The organism is Pseudomonas baetica (genome assembly GCF_019733355.1).
GTDB lineage: Bacteria > Pseudomonadota > Gammaproteobacteria > Pseudomonadales > Pseudomonadaceae > Aquipseudomonas > Aquipseudomonas baetica_A.
Genome location: NZ_JAIHLQ010000006.1, coordinates 130,801 through 151,996, shown reverse-complemented (window position 1 = coordinate 151,996; position 21,196 = coordinate 130,801). Strand labels below are relative to the sequence as shown.

Sequence of the window (21,196 nt, the reverse complement as noted above, 5' to 3'; positions counted from 1 at the left end):
CGGAGATGAATTATGAAAAAATTAATGGTTGTGGCACTGATTGCAGTGGCGATCGCAGGTTGCGGGGACTCATCGAATCCGACCTCCACGAAATGGATCGGCGGAAGCGTCGTCGACCAACCAGAATTCCGGTTGCCAGGCTCGACCTTCGGTTTGAAGAGCGTACAGGATTCCAACGCTCAATCCGGACAAGCTTGGTTTTTCGAGAAAGCCAATTGGAAGCCGAAGGGTTGGTCACTGTGGGTCGCTTCCAACGTGTATTCGGACTACAAGGCGCCGAAAAATGATTTGAGCATGCTGCAACATGGGTTTGCTCGAGCAGATTCGGCAGCCGAGCGGTCTAAGAAGGAAAGCTTTTTTATCGGTGGGGTGAGCAAGTGGCTCAAGGAAAATCACGTAGACGTTGAGCTCAACTTCCTGGGCTACGATGGTCTCCCGCAATCCCTGATGCAGAGCAACGATGCATACAGAGGTTTTTGGTTGACCTGGAACAACGAGCCCTGTGAAAAAGCTTTTCGTATGTGCGTGGACAATTACTTTGTCTCGCCTGTATCCCGCCTGTCTGGAGGTGAGCGCTTGGGCTACAAGGACTGGATCAAGCCATACCTGAACCTTGGGGAAGGCGACACGGCTGTAGGCCGCAAGTTTGTTATCGATTCGTGGGGCGGGATGGAAGACGAAAAAAGTCCCTTTTATGACATCTGGCCTACTATGGTCTTCCTAGTGAATCCTGAAGGTGTTGTTACACGTGCCTGGCTTCCTCAAAAAAATGACGCGGCCACGGTTCAGCGCGTTCAGGCTGCCATTGTTGCTGATGTTGGTGGGCCTTACGCCAAGGTGGCCGTCAGTGAGAAAGCGGACTCAGCACGACCACCAACCCAAGGCTACTATGGACAGCACTACATCGAGACCGGCGTGGGCAAGGTCCTAGAAACCTTCCAAGAGATTATGAACTCGAAATGATAGGCGCAGTGATTTTCACGGTTAATGACAATGTGTATCCCTCTTACTGCCTAGACTCACTTGGGAATTTGATTCGCTGTGACGAATCTGGACCAGAGCTGGGTCTGGTCCCATTCGGCGTTCAACTAGTTTCCACCGCTGACGAGTTAGTGAATCCTTTTCCATGGACAATCACAATAGGTGCCGTGCTTGAACGTCTGACCTTTGTAGCGCGCATCCAGGGTGAAGTTAAACGCGCGTACCGAGATTTCGAATTGGTCTCGGCCACAGCCCCCTTCGTACCACACATACCTGTCTCAGAGGGCGAAGATGTTGTGATCCAGGCTATCGACTTGCTGCCAAGTCTTTCAGCTGCTGACGCAGTGGCGGTCCGTGAGCAACTAGCTGCAAACGGGATTTTCGAAATTCCGTTTATCTCGAATTTCGATGCTGGATTCCATGAGGCAGCAGGCGCTGGGCTGAGCGTTCCGCCTATTGAGTATGTGACAGCTGGTTGGATGTCGAGCATGAAGGTATACCGTAAAGCTCTAGTTCGATCTGCCTAATTTGCCCCGATCCAGACCGTGCCACCACCTAGAAATCAAAATATGTTGATCCAGATTCGGAGCAAGAAAGAGATGCAAACCTATAACGTTGATGTCGGCTATCTTCAGGAGGCGGACGCATTCGATGTCAACCATCTGCTGCCTAACTGGCTCCCAAGTGCGAATATCTTTCTCGCGCGCTCGGCTTCACAGGCGAAGGTCGGTGTATTCGGGTCGCTGTCGCAGCTGGACTTCAATCTCTGGCTTTCAGATCTCGCACTGAGCCTTCCCGAGCATACAGGCGTTTCTCTTGATCTCGTTCTGTCCGAATCTCAGGGTGTGGCTCACGTTAACTACAGCCTGGTTGACCGTATCCCCAACATAGACCCCCCTATCGAAGCTGATAATCCAGGCTTTCTCAACTATGCGCTGACCTGGTTCAGATCTCGGCGTCCGAATGTTCGAATCTATGCAACTGAAGGTCTATTTTGGGTGGAAGGGTTTTGATGATGTCTACTGCAGCAGCTCCAATTCACACTATGGTGACCACCCTGCTCAACAACTTTGTAGAGGGCGTGACCGTTTTATCGGTCACCCAGGAGGCGGTCAAGGTTCTCCCCCATACTCAAGCATTACCACCACTTCTCACATGCGACGGTACACCGCGACAGTTGGCCCGTGTTCTTGATTGTTTCGTTCGTTGGGATGGCGAGGTGAGAGTTGCAGCCCTCCTGGACGAAGGGCTGCTGGACGTATGGGTTATCTAGGAGAAATCCATAGGTGGCAAATCAGCCAATGGATCATCCACTTCCACCTGAATTACCAACGCTTCAACCGGTGGCTTCGTTCCAGTTGTGAAGTTGCCCGGAGCAGGTTCAATGCTGGCCTGATCTACGCTGGACACGACCATAGCAACTGGTCTCGCCACAACCTCCCTTTCGATTTCTGCACTTACACCCATCTTCGTGTTGGCCAGGTCGGTCGATGATCCGTCTGTGACCTTTCTACCGAGCAGCGCCTCATTCAGAGCATCGTTAACCTTACCCGGATCAGCTTGCCTAAATAGTTGATGACGGTTCAGTAAGTTGATGATCGCTTGCCCCTTGACCCCCCTCGGAAGTGCCCGATACAACGCATATAACTTCGGATACTTCTCTGCCGACAGTGTAAATTTTACGTTCTGAAATTCACCGCCGTCGGCTACGTTGTAGTCGGCCTCAGAAATGGGGCAAAAGCTCAAGCACGCTTCTGACATAGCCAGCACAACCTGATTACCAGCTTGTCGGGGGTATTTTGCTAGGACCTCGACAAGGGCTTCATGCATCTCTGGATAAAGCCTTTCCCGGATCACAACGCTCTGGGTCTCAGCCACGCTGAGCTACCTTCATCCGGGCCTGCTCCTTGAAGTTCTGCGTTACGTAAAAACGATGATAGCCACGCACGATCGAGTTCTCAGGATCCTTGGCCATGTAGATCACCGTGTTGATATACGTTTGGAGGAGTTTCCTCCCCAGAACAATTGCACCACCACCAGCCACCACCATACCGGCCATGAAGTCAGTCTTCCCCCAGACGGTGTTGATACACCGTACGACCACGTCATCTGCGAACTCTTGCCGTGCAGGTAGGCTGATGGGATCAATATCGATCCTGGATCCGCGCCACGGGATGAAGCCTTTCCTCAGCCAGGTATCCATCGTGTACTCAGTAGTCTGAGCGTCGAGAGAGAAATCCTTAGGCAGTCGGGACTTTGCCGGCAGGATAGTATTTAGTGCATCCACCTGCTTTAGCTGTGTAAACAGTTTCTTGTGGATGTCAGAAACCCCGCTAGATTCACCCCAACGTAGCTTATCGTCAGAACTCACCTTGCCGTCGACGAATTGTCCGGCATCTGTGGTGCCCTGGCCGATATCAATAATTCCAAGTTTCCCCTCCATCACAACACGGGGATCAATGACTTTCCCTTCCGGATCCAACAGTTCAGGGTCGAACCATGGGCCAACGTATTGTGGTAGCACATTGACGCTTGCTGGTTGGTAACCTTCTTCGATAGCCCATTTTTTGAGATCGGAGGCAAACTCGTTGCGGCGAAGCTTGAAAAACTCAGTCGGCAGCCCCGTCACGATGATCGGATTTTTCTGACCAACCTCTTTCAAGACCTTGAGGAACAGAACCTTAATGCTTTCTGAACTGTAATAGCTCGAGTCAGTGCTACGGGGGGCAGCACCATCTTCCCGGCAGTCATCGCCGATGTAGAAAGATCCGAACTTTGTCTTGAAAGACTCACGGGTGAAGCCACCACCCAGGCCTTGGTTCGATTGAGCAGGTGCAACAAGTGACGCAAAAGACCCTCGAATTTCGCCAGCACCTGCGATGTAACTGGTGGTGCCGTTACCAAGGTCGATCGCAATCAGCTGTTCGATAGAATGAGACATTATTTTTCCTTCTACTCAGAGTAGCGCTCGGATAAGGACTCTCAACGAGCCCCACTCTTCCAGAATCGCCACCATATTTTTTTGGTGTCTGTTGATGCTTCCCGAATGCTTGCCTAGATGACAGTGAGAAATCAGCTCGGCTGTCAGCCATGGCGTTGGCTTTCGGCTTGGTCTAGTTGATATGACAGCAGACAAATCGGCCTCAGTTGGAGGGCGACCCAGTGAGAGCGCAAGACGCTCTCGTACCTTCTGCTGGTTTAGCCTTTGCTTGTAGCTGCTGACATCTCGGCTACTTCGCTTACCTGTCCGGCGGTCGAAGTATTCAACCACCCTGTATCGCGGCTCCGCAGGGGACAGCGGATCGAGAGCAGGGCATTCACGCCTGCAAATGATCGACCTGAATCTTACCGGTTGTCGCGCTTCATTGAACTCAAAAGCTAGCTGATTTAATTCACTATCCAACTCAAGGTACTTCTCGATCAAACCGGCAGCCTTAGCGCTTCGGGTCTCGCAGGACACTGCCAATGCCGAGATCCACTCATCTAGCCCGGAAGCCTTTGATTTCGGAACAAGGATCCCGAGATCATTACCAGGAAATGCATTCACCCAACGTACCGCTCGCCTCGCTGCATTGAGGAACAATTCAAGGTCTCTGGAAAACGATTTAGTCCTTTTGGCACCGAGGATCGGAGTCATGTGAGCAAGACGTGCCTCCACTGTCCTCAATGAAACGCGGTGGAAATCGCCATCTTTCTTTGTTCCCTTCGACAGGTACACCTCTACACACGAAACCCGCCCAACCTTCTCGCTTGCTCGCCACATCCACATTAATGACCAGCCATCCTGAGAGCGTCTCTGTGCCCAGCCTCCTTCGTAGGACCTAACCTTGTCAGCAAGTTGCTGAAGTGTAGTTTGGACAAAAGCCATCTGGTCGACGATCCCCATCAAGAGGTGCTCTCGCCTCTCTGTCATCTCGGCGAGCTTTTGAAGGAACGGACCTGCCAGCTCAACATCACGAACATTTCTACGCACAGATCAACCTCAAAACTGTGGTTATTGCTGTTTACGACCAATACGGTGTCTTAGAGAGCACTGCAAAATCCCTTTAGGCACTCGTAGCGCACCTCCAAAGCCCGGCAGCACCTTCTGACACACCTAAGCAACACTACTGACTGCCCACTGATGCCCCAATCACATAGGTATAAGCATTCGAACGCAAACGTCATACGCCCTCGTAACGCCTGACTAAAACCCACTGGCACACGACAATTATCCCCTTATTGCCCAGCAACGCACCTCAAAAGCACCATACGAAATCCATTAGTCAATTCCGGTTGTTTTTGGACTCATTTAGTGTCGGAATGCACATTACGGATATGCCGATGGTGCTCCCGGCCGGCTGCATCCGACAACATAGAGTAGGCGGGAAATTAGTTAAATCCCCGTCTAATGTAATAATACGGGCCCTTCTGCGATTCTGATAAATCCGATTCTATTTCAACGGGTTATCACAAATGTTCGAAAATGAGTTCTTGAATGCCAAAACGCTCTAGCCAAAAGCACCACGCTCCACAACCAACTGATCAGCTGAGGGGGTCTGAGGTCAGCTCAATCCTCGGAATCCACCGCAACACACTCCAACGCATGGTTGCTCTAAAAACTCTTGAACATGACGGAGAGACAGGGGGTGGTCGGCGGTATTGGCTTAGGTCCTCTGTTGATGCTTACCGCCTCGGAACTCTGACGACTGCAACTGTGTGGTACATCCAAAGCAGTCTTCTACAGGAGCTCGTGGTTAAGGTTCAGGCAGGTCACCGAATCCTCGGTCAGACGGCAGCTAGCATTCCGCTTGCCGCGACGAGCCGAGCTGGATGCCTATCTCTGCTTCTTACGTTCATTGAGAAGAGCGAACCTCATGCCATTGCGCTTCCCGCAAATGCTGCCGGCCTACCAACTGCAGCAGTAATCACTGAGATATGTCGCACTCACGGCGTGCCCGTCATTTTGTTCCCTTGTTAGGCGGCAGCACTTCGATTGCAAGCAAGAGGTTTGGAGAACAACGATCCCATAAGAGGCGGGGGGCGCACTCAAGGGGTCTTAACTGATTGGGTCGATGGGGTGCACATCATTGCTACTGGTGGTTACAGCCCTGCTTTTCTCGCTGGAGAGCCCGTGATCATTGCTAAGGGCTGTAACGGTAAAGACATGAGCATCGTGCATTGCCTGAACTCCCTGAAGACAGGGGAGGCAAAACGCTTTCTTTGCCGCCAGGGTAGGGCCGGGCGTTGGAATACCCTTGAGCGCGTTTACGACCTTACGTACCAAGGTAGACCCAGCCGGCCTGCGGCACTCCTCCGTTCCCAGCAGACAAAAGATGTCAGTGATGCTCTACACGATGGAAAATCGCATCAGCCAAGAATGACCTTAGCTCGCCAACCGACACCTCATAGAGTCAGTACCAGACAGCCAGGTTTCATCATCACAACGCTCACACTAGGTGATGCATGGGTCTTTAGCTTTTAGCTCGCGCTCGGCGAAAGAAGGCCCATTTCACGAATGACCTAATAGGGCAACCTGTTCAGCGGCTGTGACCATCTACCGATCACTCAGTATCAGCCACCATAAGATTTGGCTCATGGCATAGGCTGCGCCGTAGGGCTCGAGCCCTCCCCCATAACTAGATCGGTCTGCGACCCCTCAAAGAAGGCAGGCTGCGGCGCGCACTCAGTTGGTGTTAGGAATATTCGGGATTCGTCAGATCCGATTAGTGACAACCGTGACCTGCAAGAAAGATCCAGCAGCCCGTGACAAGCTCCAAACCCTCAAGCTGAGATCCCTGGCTATCCAGGTAGGCTATTAAGTTCGGAAATCGGAACACACTAGAGAGGCAACTCAAGCACCTTGAGCCGATACGGCCACTCTCGGACTACTCGCACCCACCAAATGGCCAGAGACAGCCGAGCCGGTGTCGGTATAAGTCCCCGCAGCCCACGTCACTTGTTTGCGCTGTGGAATCAGGCCGCCGGCTGATATCGGAGCCGCTAGTGAAGAACGGCACCTTTGGGACATGGCTTCATCGGGAGGAGCGTATCGCTGTCACCACTTGCCCGATAAACATCAATCAACATTTGAACGAGTTCGCTCCCAGCACCAGCCTGGCCATTGAGGTGATGCGCTACCAGGTCCATCGAGTCGCGCGGATCGGGCCCACTCCAAACAATCTGAGCACTGACCTGGCCGCCTTCGATATAGAAGAAGCTAACGAGAACAGTATCAATGCCCTCTTTGATAGCTGCCCAGCCATGCAGTCGATTCTGCAAAGCAAATCCCGCTTGACGAGCCGAGCTAATGGCTTGGTGATACGCGTTGATCATGGTTACTCCTACAGGTGATGAGCGCACCTTAACGTCACGTTCGTGAATTCCAAGAGCAGCGACGAACGGTAGTACATTGCCACCATTGAGCATCTTGTGGCCATTGGTGTGCCATCAACGCCGGGTTTCAGGCGTCAACTTCCTTACGGGACAGGGTCTGTAGCGATTTACAAGCTGAACGTCATTGCACACAGTTGGGTACCTGATGTCTCACTTTGCCTCCAGCTCAACGCTTTTGACTGAAAAATCACGCCCTTTTTAGAGTTGCCTGTCCCATCCGCGCCCAATAGAATCGCGCTCAATTACTTCGGTACACACCTACGGGGCGTCCGAGGAGCCAAGCGGTTGAGCATTGCTCACCGTATGTAGAAGGGGGTCGGTGGCTGTCGTGGCTACCGGACAAAGCAAATTCCAGGGGACTGGATTTGCGCTTAGGAGCCGATCGTATGATCGGAGGAGGGAGGCATGCGCCTCGTTAGGAGCAACTGGCTCGCCGGGCTTACCAGCGACCAGTTCTTAAGTCTTGACCCGTGGGAGTTCGTCATTCATGTCGAATCCCAACAACAGTGGGTAGCTGAAATCCGCTCGAAGCTTTCTGTTCGTCTAACGGACGAGGAGCTTCTTCAGATTCTGTACCCGGGCATCTATGACGCCACAAAGAGCGCCATCAGAAACTACGCTGCCGGCTCCCCTGACGGACGCGGGTTGTGCTTGATCGGCTACGCCCTCTCTTACATACGTAAGTACGGTTATGCCCGCGTCATCGATGAGGTTCCAGGTTCTGGCGCATTCAACTTTGCGGATCTCGACGGCTTAGACTATGCGCCGCGCGCTCATGGTCTAGAACCTGATTACCTCAACACTGCGTCCAACTACACTGACAGCCTGTCGGCACTACCCCAGTTCCTGTCCGACGGCATCGTGCTCAGTGATGAAGGACTGCAGAAGCGCCATGCTCACGTTGAGACGCTGCGCAGGTTTCTGACACATCGTGAACACCAGATCCTCCGCCTGGCTGTTCTTGAGCAACATTGCTCCGTAGACATGAGCTCGATGCTTGGGCTTAGTGAAAAGCAGGTATGGAAGGTACGTCGCCAACTCAAGGTCAAACTCGGTGAAATAGCGATTGACCAGGGCATCTGCCCTCGCGTCGTCGCAAGCCTGAGAGGGAAAGAGACGGCGGCGGCCGGCGAATGAAGCAATCAATCACAGACTTCATCAAAGACGCCGTATACCCGAAGCTAGATGCAGTGGATCGTGGCCTTCTTAATCACCTGCACCCCAAAAAGCTATCAGCCAATGGCTCCTATGTCCTCGACTGTCCAGCCTGTGGTAAAGACCGCGCTTTCTACTACCCATTCAGGTCCGGGATTCAGTGCAATCGTAAGGACAACTGCCCAAGCCCATACACGCCTTTGTGGGACGCCCTCGCCCAGAACGGCATGAGCAACGGCGATATCGTCAAAACCCTTTGTGAGTCCGCAGGTGTTGAACCCCCTGACAACCGGGACAACGAAGCCAAGCAGCAGTCACGCGCAGCCAATGGTGGTCGCCCTCCCCTCACGACGGGCCAGGCAATCATTCTGGTGACTCAGCAACTGGCTCAACGCAACAAGGGGATTCTTGACGAATTCCAGCAATCCCGAGGGTATACAAACGAGGTCATGGCTACGCTGCGCCTCGGCGTATTCACTAACAATGATGAAGTGCTTTCGCTTCTTCAGGCTCACGGTGTTACCCGGGAGCAAGCCCGTTCTATTGGGATCGTCAGCTTTGAGGATGAAACCCCTTCATCTGTCTGGTCGGGGATGGAAGGTCGAGTTATCGGTTACTGGCCTCACCCAGACGGCGAGGCCCGTATCTGGGGCAGGATCCCATCAGGACAAGGTGAAGCAAGGTCTAATCCGAAATACCGTTTTTCACCAAAATCGTCCAAAGATATCCCTTACCTTTTCAAGCAGCGGCAGAAGTCCATCCTGGTTTGCGTGGAAGGGACGTTGGATGCTTGGGCTCTGCAGCTCATCAAGGTTTGGGGATGCGCCATTGGGCAAGCATCAATTAACTCAGCCCAGGCCGCATACCTAGCCAGCCAAGGAATTACAGAGGCCGCTCATATGGTCGATGGCGATCATGCCGGCTATGAAGGTGCACTATCGTCGATCCGTGAGGCTGAAGCCGTTGGCATAACCTTGAGCATCATAGCGCTTGGCCGTGGCATGGATGATGCCGATGCCATGCGAACAGCTGGTCGTGAAGACGCACTCAAAGCCCTGATCAACTCAAGGATGAATGCAGGTGAGTATATGGCCAGATATTGTGCCTCTTTACTCGACCAGCCCCTTCCTGACCTACGGCGCGTAGCCAAGATACGAGCCATTGCCAATGGGCTTACCACTGCCTCCAAGCGTAAATGGCTGGATTTCAGCCAGAGCCTAGGCATCGCCGCCGATGAAGAATCTGATGCCCTACGGGCACTGAGCCATCTGGTCTCGGGTGGTCTCACTTTTGAAGAAGCCTCTGGTGTTATTCGCCGCAGGACCGGATACCAAATCACCATCACCAAGGATGCCGCTCATGGCTGAGTCGAGCTCACAGGGGTCGTCATCCGGCCCGATAGTGAAATCTCTCAAGATCGTGCTCTTTGTCTTTCTCGTTATCTTCGTTGCGAAGATATACCTGAGAGCTCCTGAGTATCGATACGTCGAGGTTTGTTACTTCCCGCAAAAAATATTCCAACTCGCTTGGATTGATGCTTGGGGTTTGTTCGTCCCTGACGACAGCGCCAGCTACCTGAGTCACGCAAGTGACGTCAGCGACTTTTTTCGCTCATGCACCCAACAAGCTGCTGGTTGGGAATGGCTGAGATCAATTGGCACTCACCAGTAAGGTAACCCCATGGCTAACGAAACTACCCAAGTCCGCAACACCGCGCCTCAACTTCCAGAGCGCACCCTACGCATTGACGGCGAGCGTACCGCGGCGATGTACACCCTGGCGATCCGTGTTGCACGGCTCGACTCGCGTTTTCGTGAGCTTGCAGGCAACCCCTCCGTGGAAGGTCGCAAGCAATATCGTTCGGGCAACGAAGGCTTTGCTCGGGCGCTCGGTGAGTTCGAAGACGCTCTCATGCAGATCGAGAAGGACGTGGATATGAATTCACGCCGCAGCGGTCGCCAGAGTAAAGGGCAGCCACAACGACGCGAGCCTCAGGCGCGCCCACAGACTGCTCCACAAAAGAATTCAGCTGCGCCGGCGGCCACTACTACGCCCACAGCCGAATCTAAGCCTGCGCAAGGTCCCAAGCCTGAGGCTAATGGTTCGACTGCCCCTGCCGGCGAAGCACCCAAAACCCAGGCCAAACAACCGCAGAAGCCAACTCAAAAACCTGCTCAGCAGAATGGTCAGCCACCTAAAGGCCAGCAAGCAAAACCGCAGGCCAAAAACCCGCAGCAGCAGGCTAAGCAAAAGCCTGATGTAGCAACCGTCACCTTATAAGAGAGCTGGACAATGAGCAGCTGGAACAATATTAAAGACGCGAGCCGGATGCTTCCGGCCTGGTTCACCCCATTTGTTCTTGCGGGGGCAACAATTGGTTTGTACGTGATTGCCCGCTACATGACTGCGGAAAAGCCTGACGAACTGGTTGGTTTCGCAACAATGTCTGCCATTGTCCTGTCGCTTCTTGTCGGGTTTGTATTCATGGTAAGTGCCATCGCAAAAGCGAAAGCTGGCAATGTCGTGGCAGCGATCGGCGAAGGCTTTCAACGTGGCCTAACATTCGTATGGGTCACTTCGGCCGTTTGCCTCTGCGTTTACGTCTGTGCCACCCCGGCATACCGCTTGGTCACACAGAACATTTTCTATACCGTCACTACCATCGGAGTTGCTTGCCTTCTTGGTGTCGGTTACTGGGCATCAGGACTTCGGCCAAAGGCCCAGGCTCATCAAGATCAACTTGGTGGCGCAATGAGCAGCGCAGTCGCTCTACCACTTTCATTTGCCCCAACACCAGAGCAACGGCCGGCATTTCAGGTGACAATGGCAGACCAAACCCGGCTCATGATTCATCAAGCGGCTCGGATCATTGCCTACAAAGGCAGTAACTGCTTGATTGCAGACTCATTCAGCGCTCACCTTGACATCAACACTCGGACTGCAAAGATCTTCACAGATCTTAACCTCCTCTCTACTTCAGACATGGTTTTCTGGCGAATGCACATGCTGATGATCGGCAGTGCCGCAGAACAGCGCATCATGAATACGTCTTCTGACGCAGCGCTTGATGATCTTCAGAATTTCGACGAGCTTTGTCTGCGCTACCTGCAAATGACAAACAAGGGGAATTTCTTCAAACCAGTGTCGGACCACGAAGTAGTGATGAAGGCTAACCGTTTGAATCTGTTGCGGGGGAACGTATCGCAACGTTGCCACGCAGCAGTGGTACAGAACGAGCGCCTCATCCTTGAGCTGGTCAAACTGATGCGTGGCCGCCCTACCCTGATGTACATGGACCTCAAGCACATTCTTGATCGCGTTGAAATGCCTGCAGACTTCCCTTCTGCTGAGTTCGACTCGAACGAAGCAATGGAGCGCGTGCTGATGCAGCTTACCTTCGACGAGCCAGATGACATCCAGGGCATAACAGAGCACAGCGACATTTCAGAGGGTAATTTCTCTGAACCTGTGAAGGACAATGTCCATCACTTCGCCCCCCCGGCCGAGAAAACCTTTCGAGCCTGATCTCAGTAAATTAAAAGCCCCAGATGCTGGGGCTTTTTTATATCCGCAGATCGGAACTGGTTAGTCAGCAGCCTCTACACGGTTTCGACCGCCATGCTTTGCCTTGTACAACGCGTGGTCTGCAGCCTTCATTGAAACCGCTGCGGACCCATCCAGCAGAGCCACGCCGGCGCTGAAGGTGCAGGCAAACCATTTCCCACTTTCACCCTGATCCTGCAGGCCGGTTTCAAACTGAAGATTGCTGAAGAGTTCGCGAATTCTGTCGATTACATTCCTGGCATCTGACATCGGTGCGCCAACCATCAGCACGGCGAACTCCTCGCCCCCCATCCTGCCTATGAAATCGGTGGACCGAAGGTTGTCTGATAGCACCTCAGCAAGCCCAACAAGCACCTTGTCACCTACAGGATGACCAAACGTATCGTTTACCTGCTTGAAGTGATCAATGTCGATCATCACCATGGTGTTGGGCACGCTGCCTGAAGCACTGACACGTGATGCTGATGCCATCAACTGCCCGTGGTTCAGAAGCCCTGTGAGAGGGTCGCGCCGCATTCGCGAGTCAAACGCCTTAGACCTCGATATGAGCGCCTTGAGGGCTTTGATGAAGGCTCCCCGCTTCAATGGTTTCTGGACAAAAGCGTCTGCCCCCTTCGAAAGCGCGATCAGCTGGGTTTCTGTGTTCCGCTCACTGCTCAGAAAAATGATAGGCATCACTGCATCGCTATCTTGGCGAATAACACTGGCAACTTGGGCGCCATTGGCTCCCGGCATATGGAAGTCAGTTACGACCACGTCAGGCCTGAAGTCCTCAATAGCCTTCAAAACCCCAGCTGGAGAAAGGATATGGAGTACCTCAATCCCTTCCTCACGCATGAATTTAATTGCCGGGTATGCATCCGTTTTGGAGTCATCGAGCAGCAAAACCTTGTACCCATTGATCTGCGAGTCTCTGGCTCTGCTACGGATCAGCGATCGAAGCGTTTTGACGTCGGCCTCAACCCCTAGTAACCGCACTACACCAAAGGTCGCGGCAACCAAGCGCTGCTCGAATGTCATTGGTGTATCTTCTGCAATGACCACCAGCAAATCACTGTCATGATGAGCAGCCAGAGCTTCGAGCGCACGACATGCTTCTGGGTGGTCCACAACAGCGCTACCCACGAGCACCAAACCTGAGGTCGGCATTCGTTCCCTCAGGTCGGCTACAAGATCCGAGCTGGAATCCAGACTGAGTGACAGGATCTTAAGCCCCATAGAGCTTAAGCCTGAGGCAAAGAATGCTCCACGGTTTCCGAACCCGGGGATGTAGATGGCTGATGGTCCTTGATCACTGGCTCGTGCGTCGCTTTCCCGCCGGCTTGCCGCCTGTAGCGTGTCCATCTGCAGATCAATTCCTTCTAATAATCTTGCTGTCAGTGATTGGTTGCTGCTGATGAGGGATGAAAGCGAACCGAGCTCCGTCGCGAATTCCCCGGATAGGGAACTGATGGTGCTTGATCGAACCTTGGCAACTACGGCTTTGAAGGCTTCAAGGGTGTACTCGCTTGGCCTTGGCAAGACCTGTGAGCGCCAAGCTGACTGCAGGACCCGGTTGATGGTTTCGTGATTCATAAGCAGAGGCCTCCACTAGTAATAGTGGCCATCTAGTGCCCCATATTTGCAGGTTCCAACTAAAATATTTGCCTTCCGGCCTGAGGCAGCGAGCCATTCAGACCTGCGCCCGTGGACGAATGTCGGGAAGGCTAAAACCTGAAGGTTCGCAATGTGGTGGTGGTGGCACAGTCCGGCACTAGCGAGGATGGGTCACCGACAGATGGAGTAACCATGGACACGACATTAATAGCCGCGCTCACCAACCGTGGCGCTATGCCATTTGCGAGAAAAGTCGCCCGCGATATGCGACAGGGTGCAAGCTTAGACGACGCCATTGCGTCCCGAAGCGTCCCAGCAGGGGTATTGGTGGATGTCCGATTGATCATGTTTGCCGTCCAGGCTGGATGGTTTGAGGTTCCCGCGGGCCCAGACCTGACTTTCAGCAAGGCCCAACACAGCAGGCTCACAGCCCTCAGCAGCAGAGCCCCGTGGCTTGGTGAGCTAGTCGATGAGGCGGCAGCATTCGAGGCAATGCGTGCAGACCGAGCTCATGGTCGGGCGCGCGCATTCGGTGCCAAGGCATTACCGAACTTCCATTCATCCGCCACAGCGGCGATGACCCGCCTCTCGAGACTCCCACGAGATCATGTAGCAGGTGAAATCACACTCGAGCTCTGGGTCCAAATCCTTTTAGATACCCAGTCCGTGGCTAAATACATCAGGGCACAGATGGATTGCTTCCGTCCAGCCTGGATGTGGGAGTCGGCTTATTCCCTAACAGAGCAAATCGAACGGCTTCGTGAGCACGACTGCATGCATCTCTTGCTCGACTACGTGTCTGCAACGAGGAATCGGTACATCGACAGCTTTGAGCGCAAGCTGCTTGAGGACGTTCAGTATCGTGGTATGAACCCTTCGGAGTACGAGCAGTGCTGGGCGGCTGAGGAGATGCGAAGGGTCAATGAGCAGCAAGCCCACTGGAAGGAGGTGTTTGGTCTCGTTAGGCGTCTCGCAGCTGTCCTTGATGGTGTGAAGACCTACCACCAGGGCACGCTAACAAAAAGGCTCAGGAAGGAATCGAATGGCGCATTCCGGCTCCAACGTTCAGATCTGGATAGAGAGGCCCTCGTCGTAGAGGTCAAGCTCAACTACTGTGTCGGGCAAAGCGCAAACCTTCAGACCGGCTTTGAATTAGTGAATTACTGCCTAGCGCTGGCGGACGAGATAGAGGTGGAACCCCCGACCTTCTCTGGCTACCTGTCTGCATGCGATAGGGCCAAGGCCCGCGTGGCAAACCTGGTAACGCCACCACTCGACACAGCGTGCTCCACCCGTCGGCCACCAGACGACTTTGACGAAGCTGCTGCCTAACTACCCGAGCCGCTCTAAGAAGCGGCTTTATCATGTCAAGGCTCGCATTCATTCCCTCAGTCTGGGTAGGTGTCTTGCCTTGAGTTTGGACGGGGTGCAGATCCTGAGCTCGGGTCTAGCCTGCCTTTGAGGCTCCCCATCCACACTGAGACACTAGGGTTTCTTGAGGATGATGAATTTCCAGTCACCAGGTGCTTCTGGCACTGGGATACAGGGTTGACCATGGAAATCATCAACCTCTCAAGGTCAATTCAGATGTCTCTACACGACACCATCCACACCACCCTCCGCTCAACCGGCTACGTCACCAATGGCCAGGCCAGCGACCTCGCAGAATCGGTTGAGAACCTCATCTACTTGCGCGAGGCTCAACTCAACAGGCAGATCGAAGCCTTGAAGGCTCAGCTTGATAGCCTGCACGCCCTGATTTCAACTGCACAGGAAGGCACGGACAAGATGAACGCCGAGGCGTACAACGCCCGAGCGGTAGCGATATTCAAAGCCATCTCAGCGCCCGGCCTGCTTCTGCCCGTAGACGTGGAATCCTTGGCAGCTGCGGGGCCTAAGACAGGTCGTGTGGTTATCGACTGTACCGGCCCAATTACCATCAGCGATGCCTACTCCGATCACCCCTTGGATATCGTAGTGATCGTTCGGCCCCTCAGCCAGGAAAGCGATGCTAAGAAGCATGATTACCTCGAGCGCTACTGCCACGGCGTGGGCAAAGAGGATGCTATTGCGGATGCGTTTGAGGAGGCAGAGGCCGCCATCTAGGTTGGAGAGAATTTCCAATCAGGGGTGGTTCTGGCACACCAGCATCGCCCCCAACATGGTCCCCATCAACTGATCGCCAACTAGGTTACGAACATGCCCGAAGCCAATTCCCCTCAAGCCATCAAGTTCACCAGCTTTTCCGTAGCCCCATGCATTCGGGTTAACTACGACAATGATGTGGTCTACCGCACCATCCACCCGCAGCAGGAGCCGTCCGCGCTTGCATCTGTGGCCTCGCTCAACTGCTTTGATGACCACGAGATGGGGCTGACCCTCGTGAGCGTTGAGGCTGAAGGTGTGGATGGGCTAGTGGTCGCCCCGGAGGGCTCTGAGATCTACGACATCGCTCATGGAGCAGACCGCACCGAGATCAGCTTGTGCAGCGGGGAGTACGGGGGTCTGTACTGGCGCATCCTGGCATTTGTAAATGGCAGCACCAATCCCGAGGACGCATACCAGATGATGGTAGGTGACTGCGAGTCGACGGTGCGCTCGGCCTGTGCTGGCCTTCAAGGACTGGTATCCCTCCCCCAGGCTATCCGCATGCACAACGACAAGCTGGACGCTGATGAAAAATGCCCTGATGGTGATGACTACAACGATCTTCTGAAACTCGCCGGCGTTTAATGCCGCTACTTCCCCCGGCCCGGCACACACCGGGCCTTTTTGTTGGTCAGCGCTATCCCAGTGATAATGTGCCATAACGGTTACCAAACTGAGGCTTCCTACGTGCCCGATATCGACCCTGATGTTGCTTCGCTGAATGCGCGCCTACGTCTCTCCACCCTCGCCCCTCACCGGCTAACGCTCGCCCAGTTTCTTGAGCACGGAGACGCTTTGCCTGTTGTGGGCAATCCCCGCAGCTGGGAGGTCAGTCACGGTCGTTTTCTGACCTGGGCAGAGGCAGACAGTGCTGAAGCCGCGCTGAGGCAGATACACCGGCGTGAAGTGGAAAGCTCGCTGAACTGGAACAGCGCAGGAACAAGTGAGAGAGGCTATCTACCGTCGATGCCAACACAAGACGTACTGGACGACTACCCGGATCTGAAGGTGACCTTCGCAGAAATCCTGACTGGGGCGGTGAATCTGCCCGAGGGCCGATAACCGTCACTGGCAAAGTATGACTCACCCGCTTCTGGCACACCCTTCAGGGCATGACACTGGCTCTATCAACACAGAGCCGGGAGGCCATACCATGCAGAACGTCGAAACCAACACTCATGCTAATACCCAAGCAGCGGCCATCGCCCCTCACCTGCTTACTCAAGCTCAGTTCATCGCCACCGCCCAGGCAGTACCCCTGCTCAATCATGGGCGCAAGTGGGATGTGCGCATGGGGAACTACAACTCCTTCTCGGATGCTGACACAGCTCAGGCTGCGCTGATCGATGCCCACCACGGCGCCGTTAACAACGCCCTGTTCCTTAACGAGGCGGACGCACCAGAGATCCCAAACAAGCCGTCGGTACCCTCGGCCGAGGTTCTGGCCAGCTATCCGGACCTCATCGAGCAATACGCTGACGTGATTGCGTATTCTCAAGGCGAACGGAGCATCGCGCTGCCGGCGGTGAACAAAGCTGAATTCGATGCCGTACTGGCTGCCCTACGGCTGCTTGGTGCATCCATGACGGGTGGCCTTGTTCGCCCATGTGATGGCGACATCGGAGAAATCCTCACGGACAACGGCACCCACGAAGGCCTTACTGCCGAGGGTGTTGATGCACTCTGCGAACGTATTCAGTTCGACTCCTAACGGAGGGTAATCCCCCTATTTTCAGATCCACTCTCTTTCGCCCAGCACTGCTGGGCATTCACGCGCGTGATTGTTTCATCAGTCCTCTAACTCAGCGGTTTGAGGGTGCCCAATTGGGTGCCTGAGCAGGTGCAGTGATGGCAAAATGGCTCGCAACTGGGAAATTCACTTCAGATCTAGGATCTAGGATCGGCAATGGCAGCACCAAATGGATTCAAAGCAGGTGACATCGCGCATTCGCTCAAGTCAAAAGCTGAGCATGCCTTTGGCTTAGCAGTTACAGATCCATTCGCGATCAAGGAAATTGAGAATCACAGGGCAGACGTCACTTATACGGTCACCGCTTCGTATACAAGCGAACCCGAGAGCCGTCAGGTTCAGTACGCGTCCGGCCCGGCTTACAAACGTGAGTACATCGGTGAGGTCCTGGCGCAGCGCCACAAACAAATATTCAGTGATGCTACCTACACCCGCAACCTCATGCAGGGGCAACTAAAGGGCAATCCCAACCTGTACCGCAGCCCCGTCTCGAAGCATTTGATCCTTCGTGATGACTCATATTGCTACAGCGTGGAGGACTGCCGGGGTTGCGGCGGATCAGGCAAGAATGATTGCTCCACCTGTAACGGCACGATGTACCACACCTGCCGCGAATGTAATGGCCAGTGCCGGATGCATTGCACAAACTGCAGCGGCACCGGGAACACCTCACACAGTCGTTATTGCCCAGGATGCGGTGGCTCTGGTGCGAGAATGGGCGACCGCTGCAACCAGTGCTACGGTACCGGCAAATCAGGTAGTCCGTGCTATCGCTGCCACGCTACAGGCACCATGACCTGCAACGGGTGCAATGGCGGTGGCAGACAGAACTGCCGGCAATGCAACCTGGGCGAGGTTCAATGCAGCAGTTGCAGGGGCGCATGTCAGCTTACGTACGAATACAACCTGAACGTCTATGCCCAGACTAAGGTGTCATACGGCTGGAAAAATCTCACTGCGCCTTGGCTTGCGCCAGCCTTAAAGGAGATGATGAACGCACCCGAGTGCAGCACCATCTTCAGTGTCGACCGCTACGAGCTTGCCAATGAGAACCCGAACGTGTTCGTCGGTACCGGCCACGTCCTAGCTGCGCAAGCAAAGGTCGGATTCCAAGGCATGAGCGGCACCTGCCAGTTCATTGGCCCGACGCTGGTCCCGGTGTTCCTGGACAATATTCTCAGCGGGGGTTTCAAGACAGCATTGGAGGGTGTGAAGGATCATAAGAACCTCAAGGCGGTATTCCAAGCATCGAGCAGCAAGATCGCTCGCGAGCTAATCACCGAGCAAGCCAAAGGCAAAGATATCAATGATTGTTCGCCAGTTCGTAAGGGAATCATCACACCGAACGACGCAACGACGTTCTCCATGGCCCGCCACCTCTCCACGCTCCATATCATGACTACCTTCAAGCAGTTCCGCTGGAGCGCCGTATTTGGTTTGGCCAACTCGATGTTCGCGGTGCTCTTCGCCTTATACGCGCTAATGAGCATCCTTCATTTGGATGCAACCAATGAGCACAGCAAAGGCGAGTGGTGTCTTGGGCTTTTTGCGATTCTCGTTGACCCCAAAGGTGTAATGGAGGCATTCATGAGCCCAATGGAATATTTCATTGACCAGTTCAGGTACGGCATCGACTACCTGCTTATCACGTGCTGGATGCTCACAGCGCTGGTCTTCAATCGTTTCACCCTGCCCCTGCTCGCACCGAGGGTGTGGGGGTGGACTTCTGGTTCATTCCTGAGGATGGGAATTCTAGCCGTGCCGAGCATGGTGGTTGTCCAGATGCTCATGGCTTTGCATCCATCCCAATTCGTGCCACTGCAGTTCTCATCGCTGATTCCGACCTTTCACGTGAATATCGGTCAGGTGTTCGTGTGGGTAGTGGTGATCACTCCGCAGATCTACCTGCTCTCCCTAACGATTTCCATCATTCGGTACAAGGCTGCCGGAATTCACTGGGGAGAGAAGATGATGAGGCTGATGCTCCAAGAGGAAAATACGAAGGGCATTCGACGGGTGTTCTTGGAGAAATCCTAAGCACGCTATCGGCACCTACGAGCACAACACAGAACACCTGAGGCCCAGCTTATGCTGGGCCTTTGGCATTCTTGGGATGAATCGCTCCCCATCAGCGGATTCGGCCGATTTTCGAAGGGCGCCGAGGTTCTGGCACACCCAAACCGCCCCGACAATGGATCCCATCAAAAACGAACTCGCCCTCTACTGGAGCCACACATGCCAACCCTCCTCGAAAACCAGCAGGCACTGACTGGTGCAGGTTTCGCCCTCTCCGATTTCAAATCGATTGCTGGTGCTGATGGGTCTCTCAAATTCACGGGGCTGGATGGGTTTGAGGTCGTTGAGACTGGCGGGGGCTGCTTGGCTATGCGTCGCAACGCAGGCGAGTTCTACATGCTTCTTACGTCGGAGTGTGGCTCAGATGTGCCCGATGAACAGGACTGGGATGAAAACCTGATCGGCATTTACCGTGAGGACGATGATTCCGAGGTCATGTGCATGTCAGCCCGCGATTTACTGGACTTGATCAACAAAGATACAAAGCCCATCGACATCGAATCTCTGGATTCATAAGCCCGATTGACGGCCTGTAGGCTGAGTACACCCCGCCTGCCCCATTCGCTATCTCGCTGGTTCTGGCACGCAGGAGCTCGAGGCATCCTGGTACCAACTTCAAAGGGAGCTCCCCATGCAACTCACCGTCAAATACACCTACGTCGAAAACATCATCCCGCCACGCTGTCGCAATCCCCGCCGCGCTCGGTTCGACGATGGACTTGAGGTTGTAAACCTCCGCGAGATCCCGCGCGAGGCCGCGCCGGTTGCAATCATCAGCGCCAGCAATAGCAGCGAGCCGCCAATCGAGTACCGCTGGTTTGACGGTCAACTCTGGACCTCCTGCAGCGTGTACGGTTGTTCGCGCCAGGCGCGCACATCGGGCGGTACTGACTACGACTACGCTGCTCCGGGGACAGAACTCTCGCTAGTGACCGACAGCGTCAGCATGAGCCGCCACGATTTAGGCATCTTCGTTTCTGTGAGTGAGGGGAAGGTGGCCATCGCTGACTACCTTCACGGCTGGGCTAAAACCCTCATCCTCATCGATGGTCAGGTCTACCGCCCCGCAGGCGAGCCGCGCTACGTGGTGATGACCTTTGGCCTAAGCAACAACCACGGCGGTACCGCAGTGCTGTGTACTGACATCTCGAACACCAACATTAAAGAGCAATCCTATTTCTCAGTCCTGCAATTCGAACAGGCAAAGGACTATGCAAGCCGAATCGCAACAGCGCGCGGAGACACCACCAAATTCAGTGCAGATCCAGGTTATACGTTTGAGGTGCTGATCCCTGAGGCGGTTCGGATCAGAAATGACTACAAACAAGAGGCTGCGGCGTGATCGAGGGTGCGGGTACGCTCAAACGCGTAGAAAAGCCTGTTACCGATCACGTCTACATCAATCATCCGGCTGGGTTTGCTTGCCCGTGGTGTGCATCATCTAACGTGACCTTGTCCGGTACCGACTTCACATTCGGCGGGGACTTCATCGGTCAACAGACTTCGTGCGATGACTGCGCTGAGAAATGGGAGACCATCTACACACTGTCT

The 21,196-nt window shown here is 54.2% G+C and carries 20 protein-coding genes; 16 read left to right on the top strand and 4 right to left on the bottom strand.

Annotated elements, in window-relative coordinates:
- Nucleotides 1-12 precede the first annotated feature (12 nt).
- Genes K5E40_RS08285 through K5E40_RS08275 form a run of 3 tightly spaced genes read left to right on the top strand, consistent with a single transcriptional unit; the run spans nt 13 to nt 1,994 of the window.
- Nucleotides 13-963: a hypothetical protein gene (locus K5E40_RS08285; protein ID WP_078466105.1), complete on the top strand. Its 951-nt coding sequence runs from the start codon at nt 13-15 to the stop codon at nt 961-963.
- Nucleotides 960-1,508: a hypothetical protein gene (locus tag K5E40_RS08280; RefSeq protein ID WP_078466104.1), complete on the top strand. Its 549-nt coding sequence runs from the start codon at nt 960-962 to the stop codon at nt 1,506-1,508. Before K5E40_RS08285 ends, K5E40_RS08280 begins: the two co-directional genes overlap by 4 nt.
- A 42-nt stretch (nt 1,509-1,550) precedes the next feature.
- Complete coding sequence (locus K5E40_RS08275; protein WP_078466103.1) at nt 1,551-1,994, top strand: hypothetical protein; 444 nt, start codon at nt 1,551-1,553, stop codon at nt 1,992-1,994.
- A 256-nt stretch (nt 1,995-2,250) separates the two neighbouring features.
- Here the strand turns inward: K5E40_RS08275 and K5E40_RS08270 are convergent, their stop codons facing one another.
- Nucleotides 2,251-2,859, bottom strand: coding sequence for a hypothetical protein (locus K5E40_RS08270; RefSeq protein ID WP_078466101.1), 609 nt, complete (start codon nt 2,857-2,859; stop codon nt 2,251-2,253).
- Nucleotides 2,852-3,922 (bottom strand): ParM/StbA family protein, encoded by a 1,071-nt coding sequence (locus tag K5E40_RS08265; RefSeq protein ID WP_011923011.1) that lies wholly within the window; start codon nt 3,920-3,922, stop codon nt 2,852-2,854. The genes K5E40_RS08270 and K5E40_RS08265 overlap by 8 nt, the downstream gene beginning before the upstream one ends.
- A 1,536-nt stretch (nt 3,923-5,458) precedes the next feature.
- On the opposite strand from K5E40_RS08265, the gene K5E40_RS35540 reads away from it, so the two are divergent.
- A complete protein-coding gene (locus K5E40_RS35540) occupies nt 5,459-5,941 on the top strand; it encodes a helix-turn-helix domain-containing protein (RefSeq protein ID WP_352231495.1) in 483 nt (160 codons plus the stop codon).
- 1,022 nt (nt 5,942-6,963) lie between these two features.
- Here K5E40_RS35540 and K5E40_RS08260 read toward each other — a convergent pair.
- Entirely contained in the window at nt 6,964-7,296 is a 333-nt protein-coding gene (locus K5E40_RS08260) for a hypothetical protein (RefSeq protein ID WP_078466099.1), read from the bottom strand.
- 465 nt (nt 7,297-7,761) lie between these two features.
- Here K5E40_RS08260 and K5E40_RS08255 point away from each other — a divergent pair, with 465 nt between their 5' ends.
- The 4 genes from K5E40_RS08255 to K5E40_RS08240 all read left to right on the top strand — a co-directional run bounded on the left by K5E40_RS08255 (nt 7,762) and on the right by K5E40_RS08240 (nt 12,036).
- Nucleotides 7,762-8,493, top strand: coding sequence for a hypothetical protein (locus K5E40_RS08255; protein WP_011923016.1), 732 nt, complete (start codon nt 7,762-7,764; stop codon nt 8,491-8,493).
- On the top strand, nt 8,490-9,878 hold the full coding sequence (locus K5E40_RS08250; RefSeq protein WP_078466098.1) for a hypothetical protein: 1,389 nt from the start codon (nt 8,490-8,492) through the stop codon (nt 9,876-9,878). Before K5E40_RS08255 ends, K5E40_RS08250 begins: the two co-directional genes overlap by 4 nt.
- A 313-nt stretch (nt 9,879-10,191) precedes the next feature.
- The gene (locus tag K5E40_RS08245) at nt 10,192-10,791 is read left to right on the top strand and encodes a hypothetical protein (RefSeq protein WP_078466097.1); all 600 of its coding nucleotides are present in this window, start codon (nt 10,192-10,194) and stop codon (nt 10,789-10,791) included.
- Nucleotides 10,792-10,803: 12 nt separating this feature from the next.
- Nucleotides 10,804-12,036, top strand: coding sequence for a hypothetical protein (locus K5E40_RS08240; RefSeq protein WP_221730330.1), 1,233 nt, complete (start codon nt 10,804-10,806; stop codon nt 12,034-12,036).
- Between the two features lie 60 nt (nt 12,037-12,096).
- Here K5E40_RS08240 and K5E40_RS08235 read toward each other — a convergent pair whose 3' ends face one another.
- Nucleotides 12,097-13,650, bottom strand: a complete 1,554-nt coding sequence (locus K5E40_RS08235) for a diguanylate cyclase (RefSeq protein ID WP_078466095.1) — start codon at nt 13,648-13,650, stop codon at nt 12,097-12,099.
- Between the two features lie 213 nt (nt 13,651-13,863).
- On the opposite strand from K5E40_RS08235, the gene K5E40_RS08230 reads away from it, so the two are divergent.
- From K5E40_RS08230 to K5E40_RS08195, 8 genes are all read left to right on the top strand, one after another.
- Nucleotides 13,864-15,003: a hypothetical protein gene (locus K5E40_RS08230; RefSeq protein WP_078466094.1), complete on the top strand. Its 1,140-nt coding sequence runs from the start codon at nt 13,864-13,866 to the stop codon at nt 15,001-15,003.
- A 222-nt stretch (nt 15,004-15,225) separates the two neighbouring features.
- Nucleotides 15,226-15,777 carry a hypothetical protein gene (locus K5E40_RS08225; protein WP_153045993.1) on the top strand — a complete coding sequence of 184 codons (552 nt, stop codon included), beginning with the start codon at nt 15,226-15,228 and terminating at the stop codon, nt 15,775-15,777.
- Nucleotides 15,778-15,870: 93 nt separating this feature from the next.
- Nucleotides 15,871-16,404 (top strand): hypothetical protein, encoded by a 534-nt coding sequence (locus K5E40_RS08220; RefSeq protein WP_169904013.1) that lies wholly within the window; start codon nt 15,871-15,873, stop codon nt 16,402-16,404.
- 102 nt (nt 16,405-16,506) lie between these two features.
- Entirely contained in the window at nt 16,507-16,881 is a 375-nt protein-coding gene (locus K5E40_RS08215; RefSeq protein ID WP_078466091.1) for a hypothetical protein, read from the top strand.
- Nucleotides 16,882-16,972: 91 nt separating this feature from the next.
- Complete coding sequence (locus tag K5E40_RS08210) at nt 16,973-17,530, top strand: hypothetical protein (protein WP_078466090.1); 558 nt, start codon at nt 16,973-16,975, stop codon at nt 17,528-17,530.
- Between the two features lie 195 nt (nt 17,531-17,725).
- Entirely contained in the window at nt 17,726-19,606 is a 1,881-nt protein-coding gene (locus tag K5E40_RS08205) for a hypothetical protein (RefSeq protein WP_153045992.1), read from the top strand.
- A gap of 198 nt (nt 19,607-19,804) precedes the next feature.
- Entirely contained in the window at nt 19,805-20,161 is a 357-nt protein-coding gene (locus K5E40_RS08200) for a hypothetical protein (RefSeq protein WP_194941118.1), read from the top strand.
- Between the two features lie 115 nt (nt 20,162-20,276).
- Nucleotides 20,277-20,987: a hypothetical protein gene (locus tag K5E40_RS08195; RefSeq protein ID WP_078466087.1), complete on the top strand. Its 711-nt coding sequence runs from the start codon at nt 20,277-20,279 to the stop codon at nt 20,985-20,987.
- The last annotated feature ends 209 nt before the right edge of the window (nt 20,988-21,196 follow it).

What these genes read in the sequence shown, in the direction of transcription:
- K5E40_RS08285 (WP_078466105.1), top strand. Translation starts at nt 13, where the DNA reads ATGAAAAAATTAATGGTTGTGGCACTGATTGCAGTGGCGATCGCAGGT.
- K5E40_RS08280 (WP_078466104.1), top strand. Translation starts at nt 960, where the DNA reads ATGATAGGCGCAGTGATTTTCACGGTTAATGACAATGTGTATCCCTCT.
- K5E40_RS08275 (WP_078466103.1), top strand. Translation starts at nt 1,551, where the DNA reads ATGTTGATCCAGATTCGGAGCAAGAAAGAGATGCAAACCTATAACGTT.
- K5E40_RS08265 (WP_011923011.1), bottom strand. Translation starts at nt 3,922, where the DNA reads ATGTCTCATTCTATCGAACAGCTGATTGCGATCGACCTTGGTAACGGC.
- K5E40_RS35540 (WP_352231495.1), top strand. Translation starts at nt 5,459, where the DNA reads ATGCCAAAACGCTCTAGCCAAAAGCACCACGCTCCACAACCAACTGAT.
- K5E40_RS08260 (WP_078466099.1), bottom strand. Translation starts at nt 7,296, where the DNA reads ATGATCAACGCGTATCACCAAGCCATTAGCTCGGCTCGTCAAGCGGGA.
- K5E40_RS08255 (WP_011923016.1), top strand. Translation starts at nt 7,762, where the DNA reads ATGCGCCTCGTTAGGAGCAACTGGCTCGCCGGGCTTACCAGCGACCAG.
- K5E40_RS08250 (WP_078466098.1), top strand. Translation starts at nt 8,490, where the DNA reads ATGAAGCAATCAATCACAGACTTCATCAAAGACGCCGTATACCCGAAG.
- K5E40_RS08245 (WP_078466097.1), top strand. Translation starts at nt 10,192, where the DNA reads ATGGCTAACGAAACTACCCAAGTCCGCAACACCGCGCCTCAACTTCCA.
- K5E40_RS08240 (WP_221730330.1), top strand. Translation starts at nt 10,804, where the DNA reads ATGAGCAGCTGGAACAATATTAAAGACGCGAGCCGGATGCTTCCGGCC.
- K5E40_RS08235 (WP_078466095.1), bottom strand. Translation starts at nt 13,650, where the DNA reads ATGAATCACGAAACCATCAACCGGGTCCTGCAGTCAGCTTGGCGCTCA.
- K5E40_RS08230 (WP_078466094.1), top strand. Translation starts at nt 13,864, where the DNA reads ATGGACACGACATTAATAGCCGCGCTCACCAACCGTGGCGCTATGCCA.
- K5E40_RS08225 (WP_153045993.1), top strand. Translation starts at nt 15,226, where the DNA reads ATGGAAATCATCAACCTCTCAAGGTCAATTCAGATGTCTCTACACGAC.
- K5E40_RS08220 (WP_169904013.1), top strand. Translation starts at nt 15,871, where the DNA reads ATGCCCGAAGCCAATTCCCCTCAAGCCATCAAGTTCACCAGCTTTTCC.
- K5E40_RS08210 (WP_078466090.1), top strand. Translation starts at nt 16,973, where the DNA reads ATGCAGAACGTCGAAACCAACACTCATGCTAATACCCAAGCAGCGGCC.
- K5E40_RS08205 (WP_153045992.1), top strand. Translation starts at nt 17,726, where the DNA reads ATGGCAGCACCAAATGGATTCAAAGCAGGTGACATCGCGCATTCGCTC.
- K5E40_RS08200 (WP_194941118.1), top strand. Translation starts at nt 19,805, where the DNA reads ATGCCAACCCTCCTCGAAAACCAGCAGGCACTGACTGGTGCAGGTTTC.
- K5E40_RS08195 (WP_078466087.1), top strand. Translation starts at nt 20,277, where the DNA reads ATGCAACTCACCGTCAAATACACCTACGTCGAAAACATCATCCCGCCA.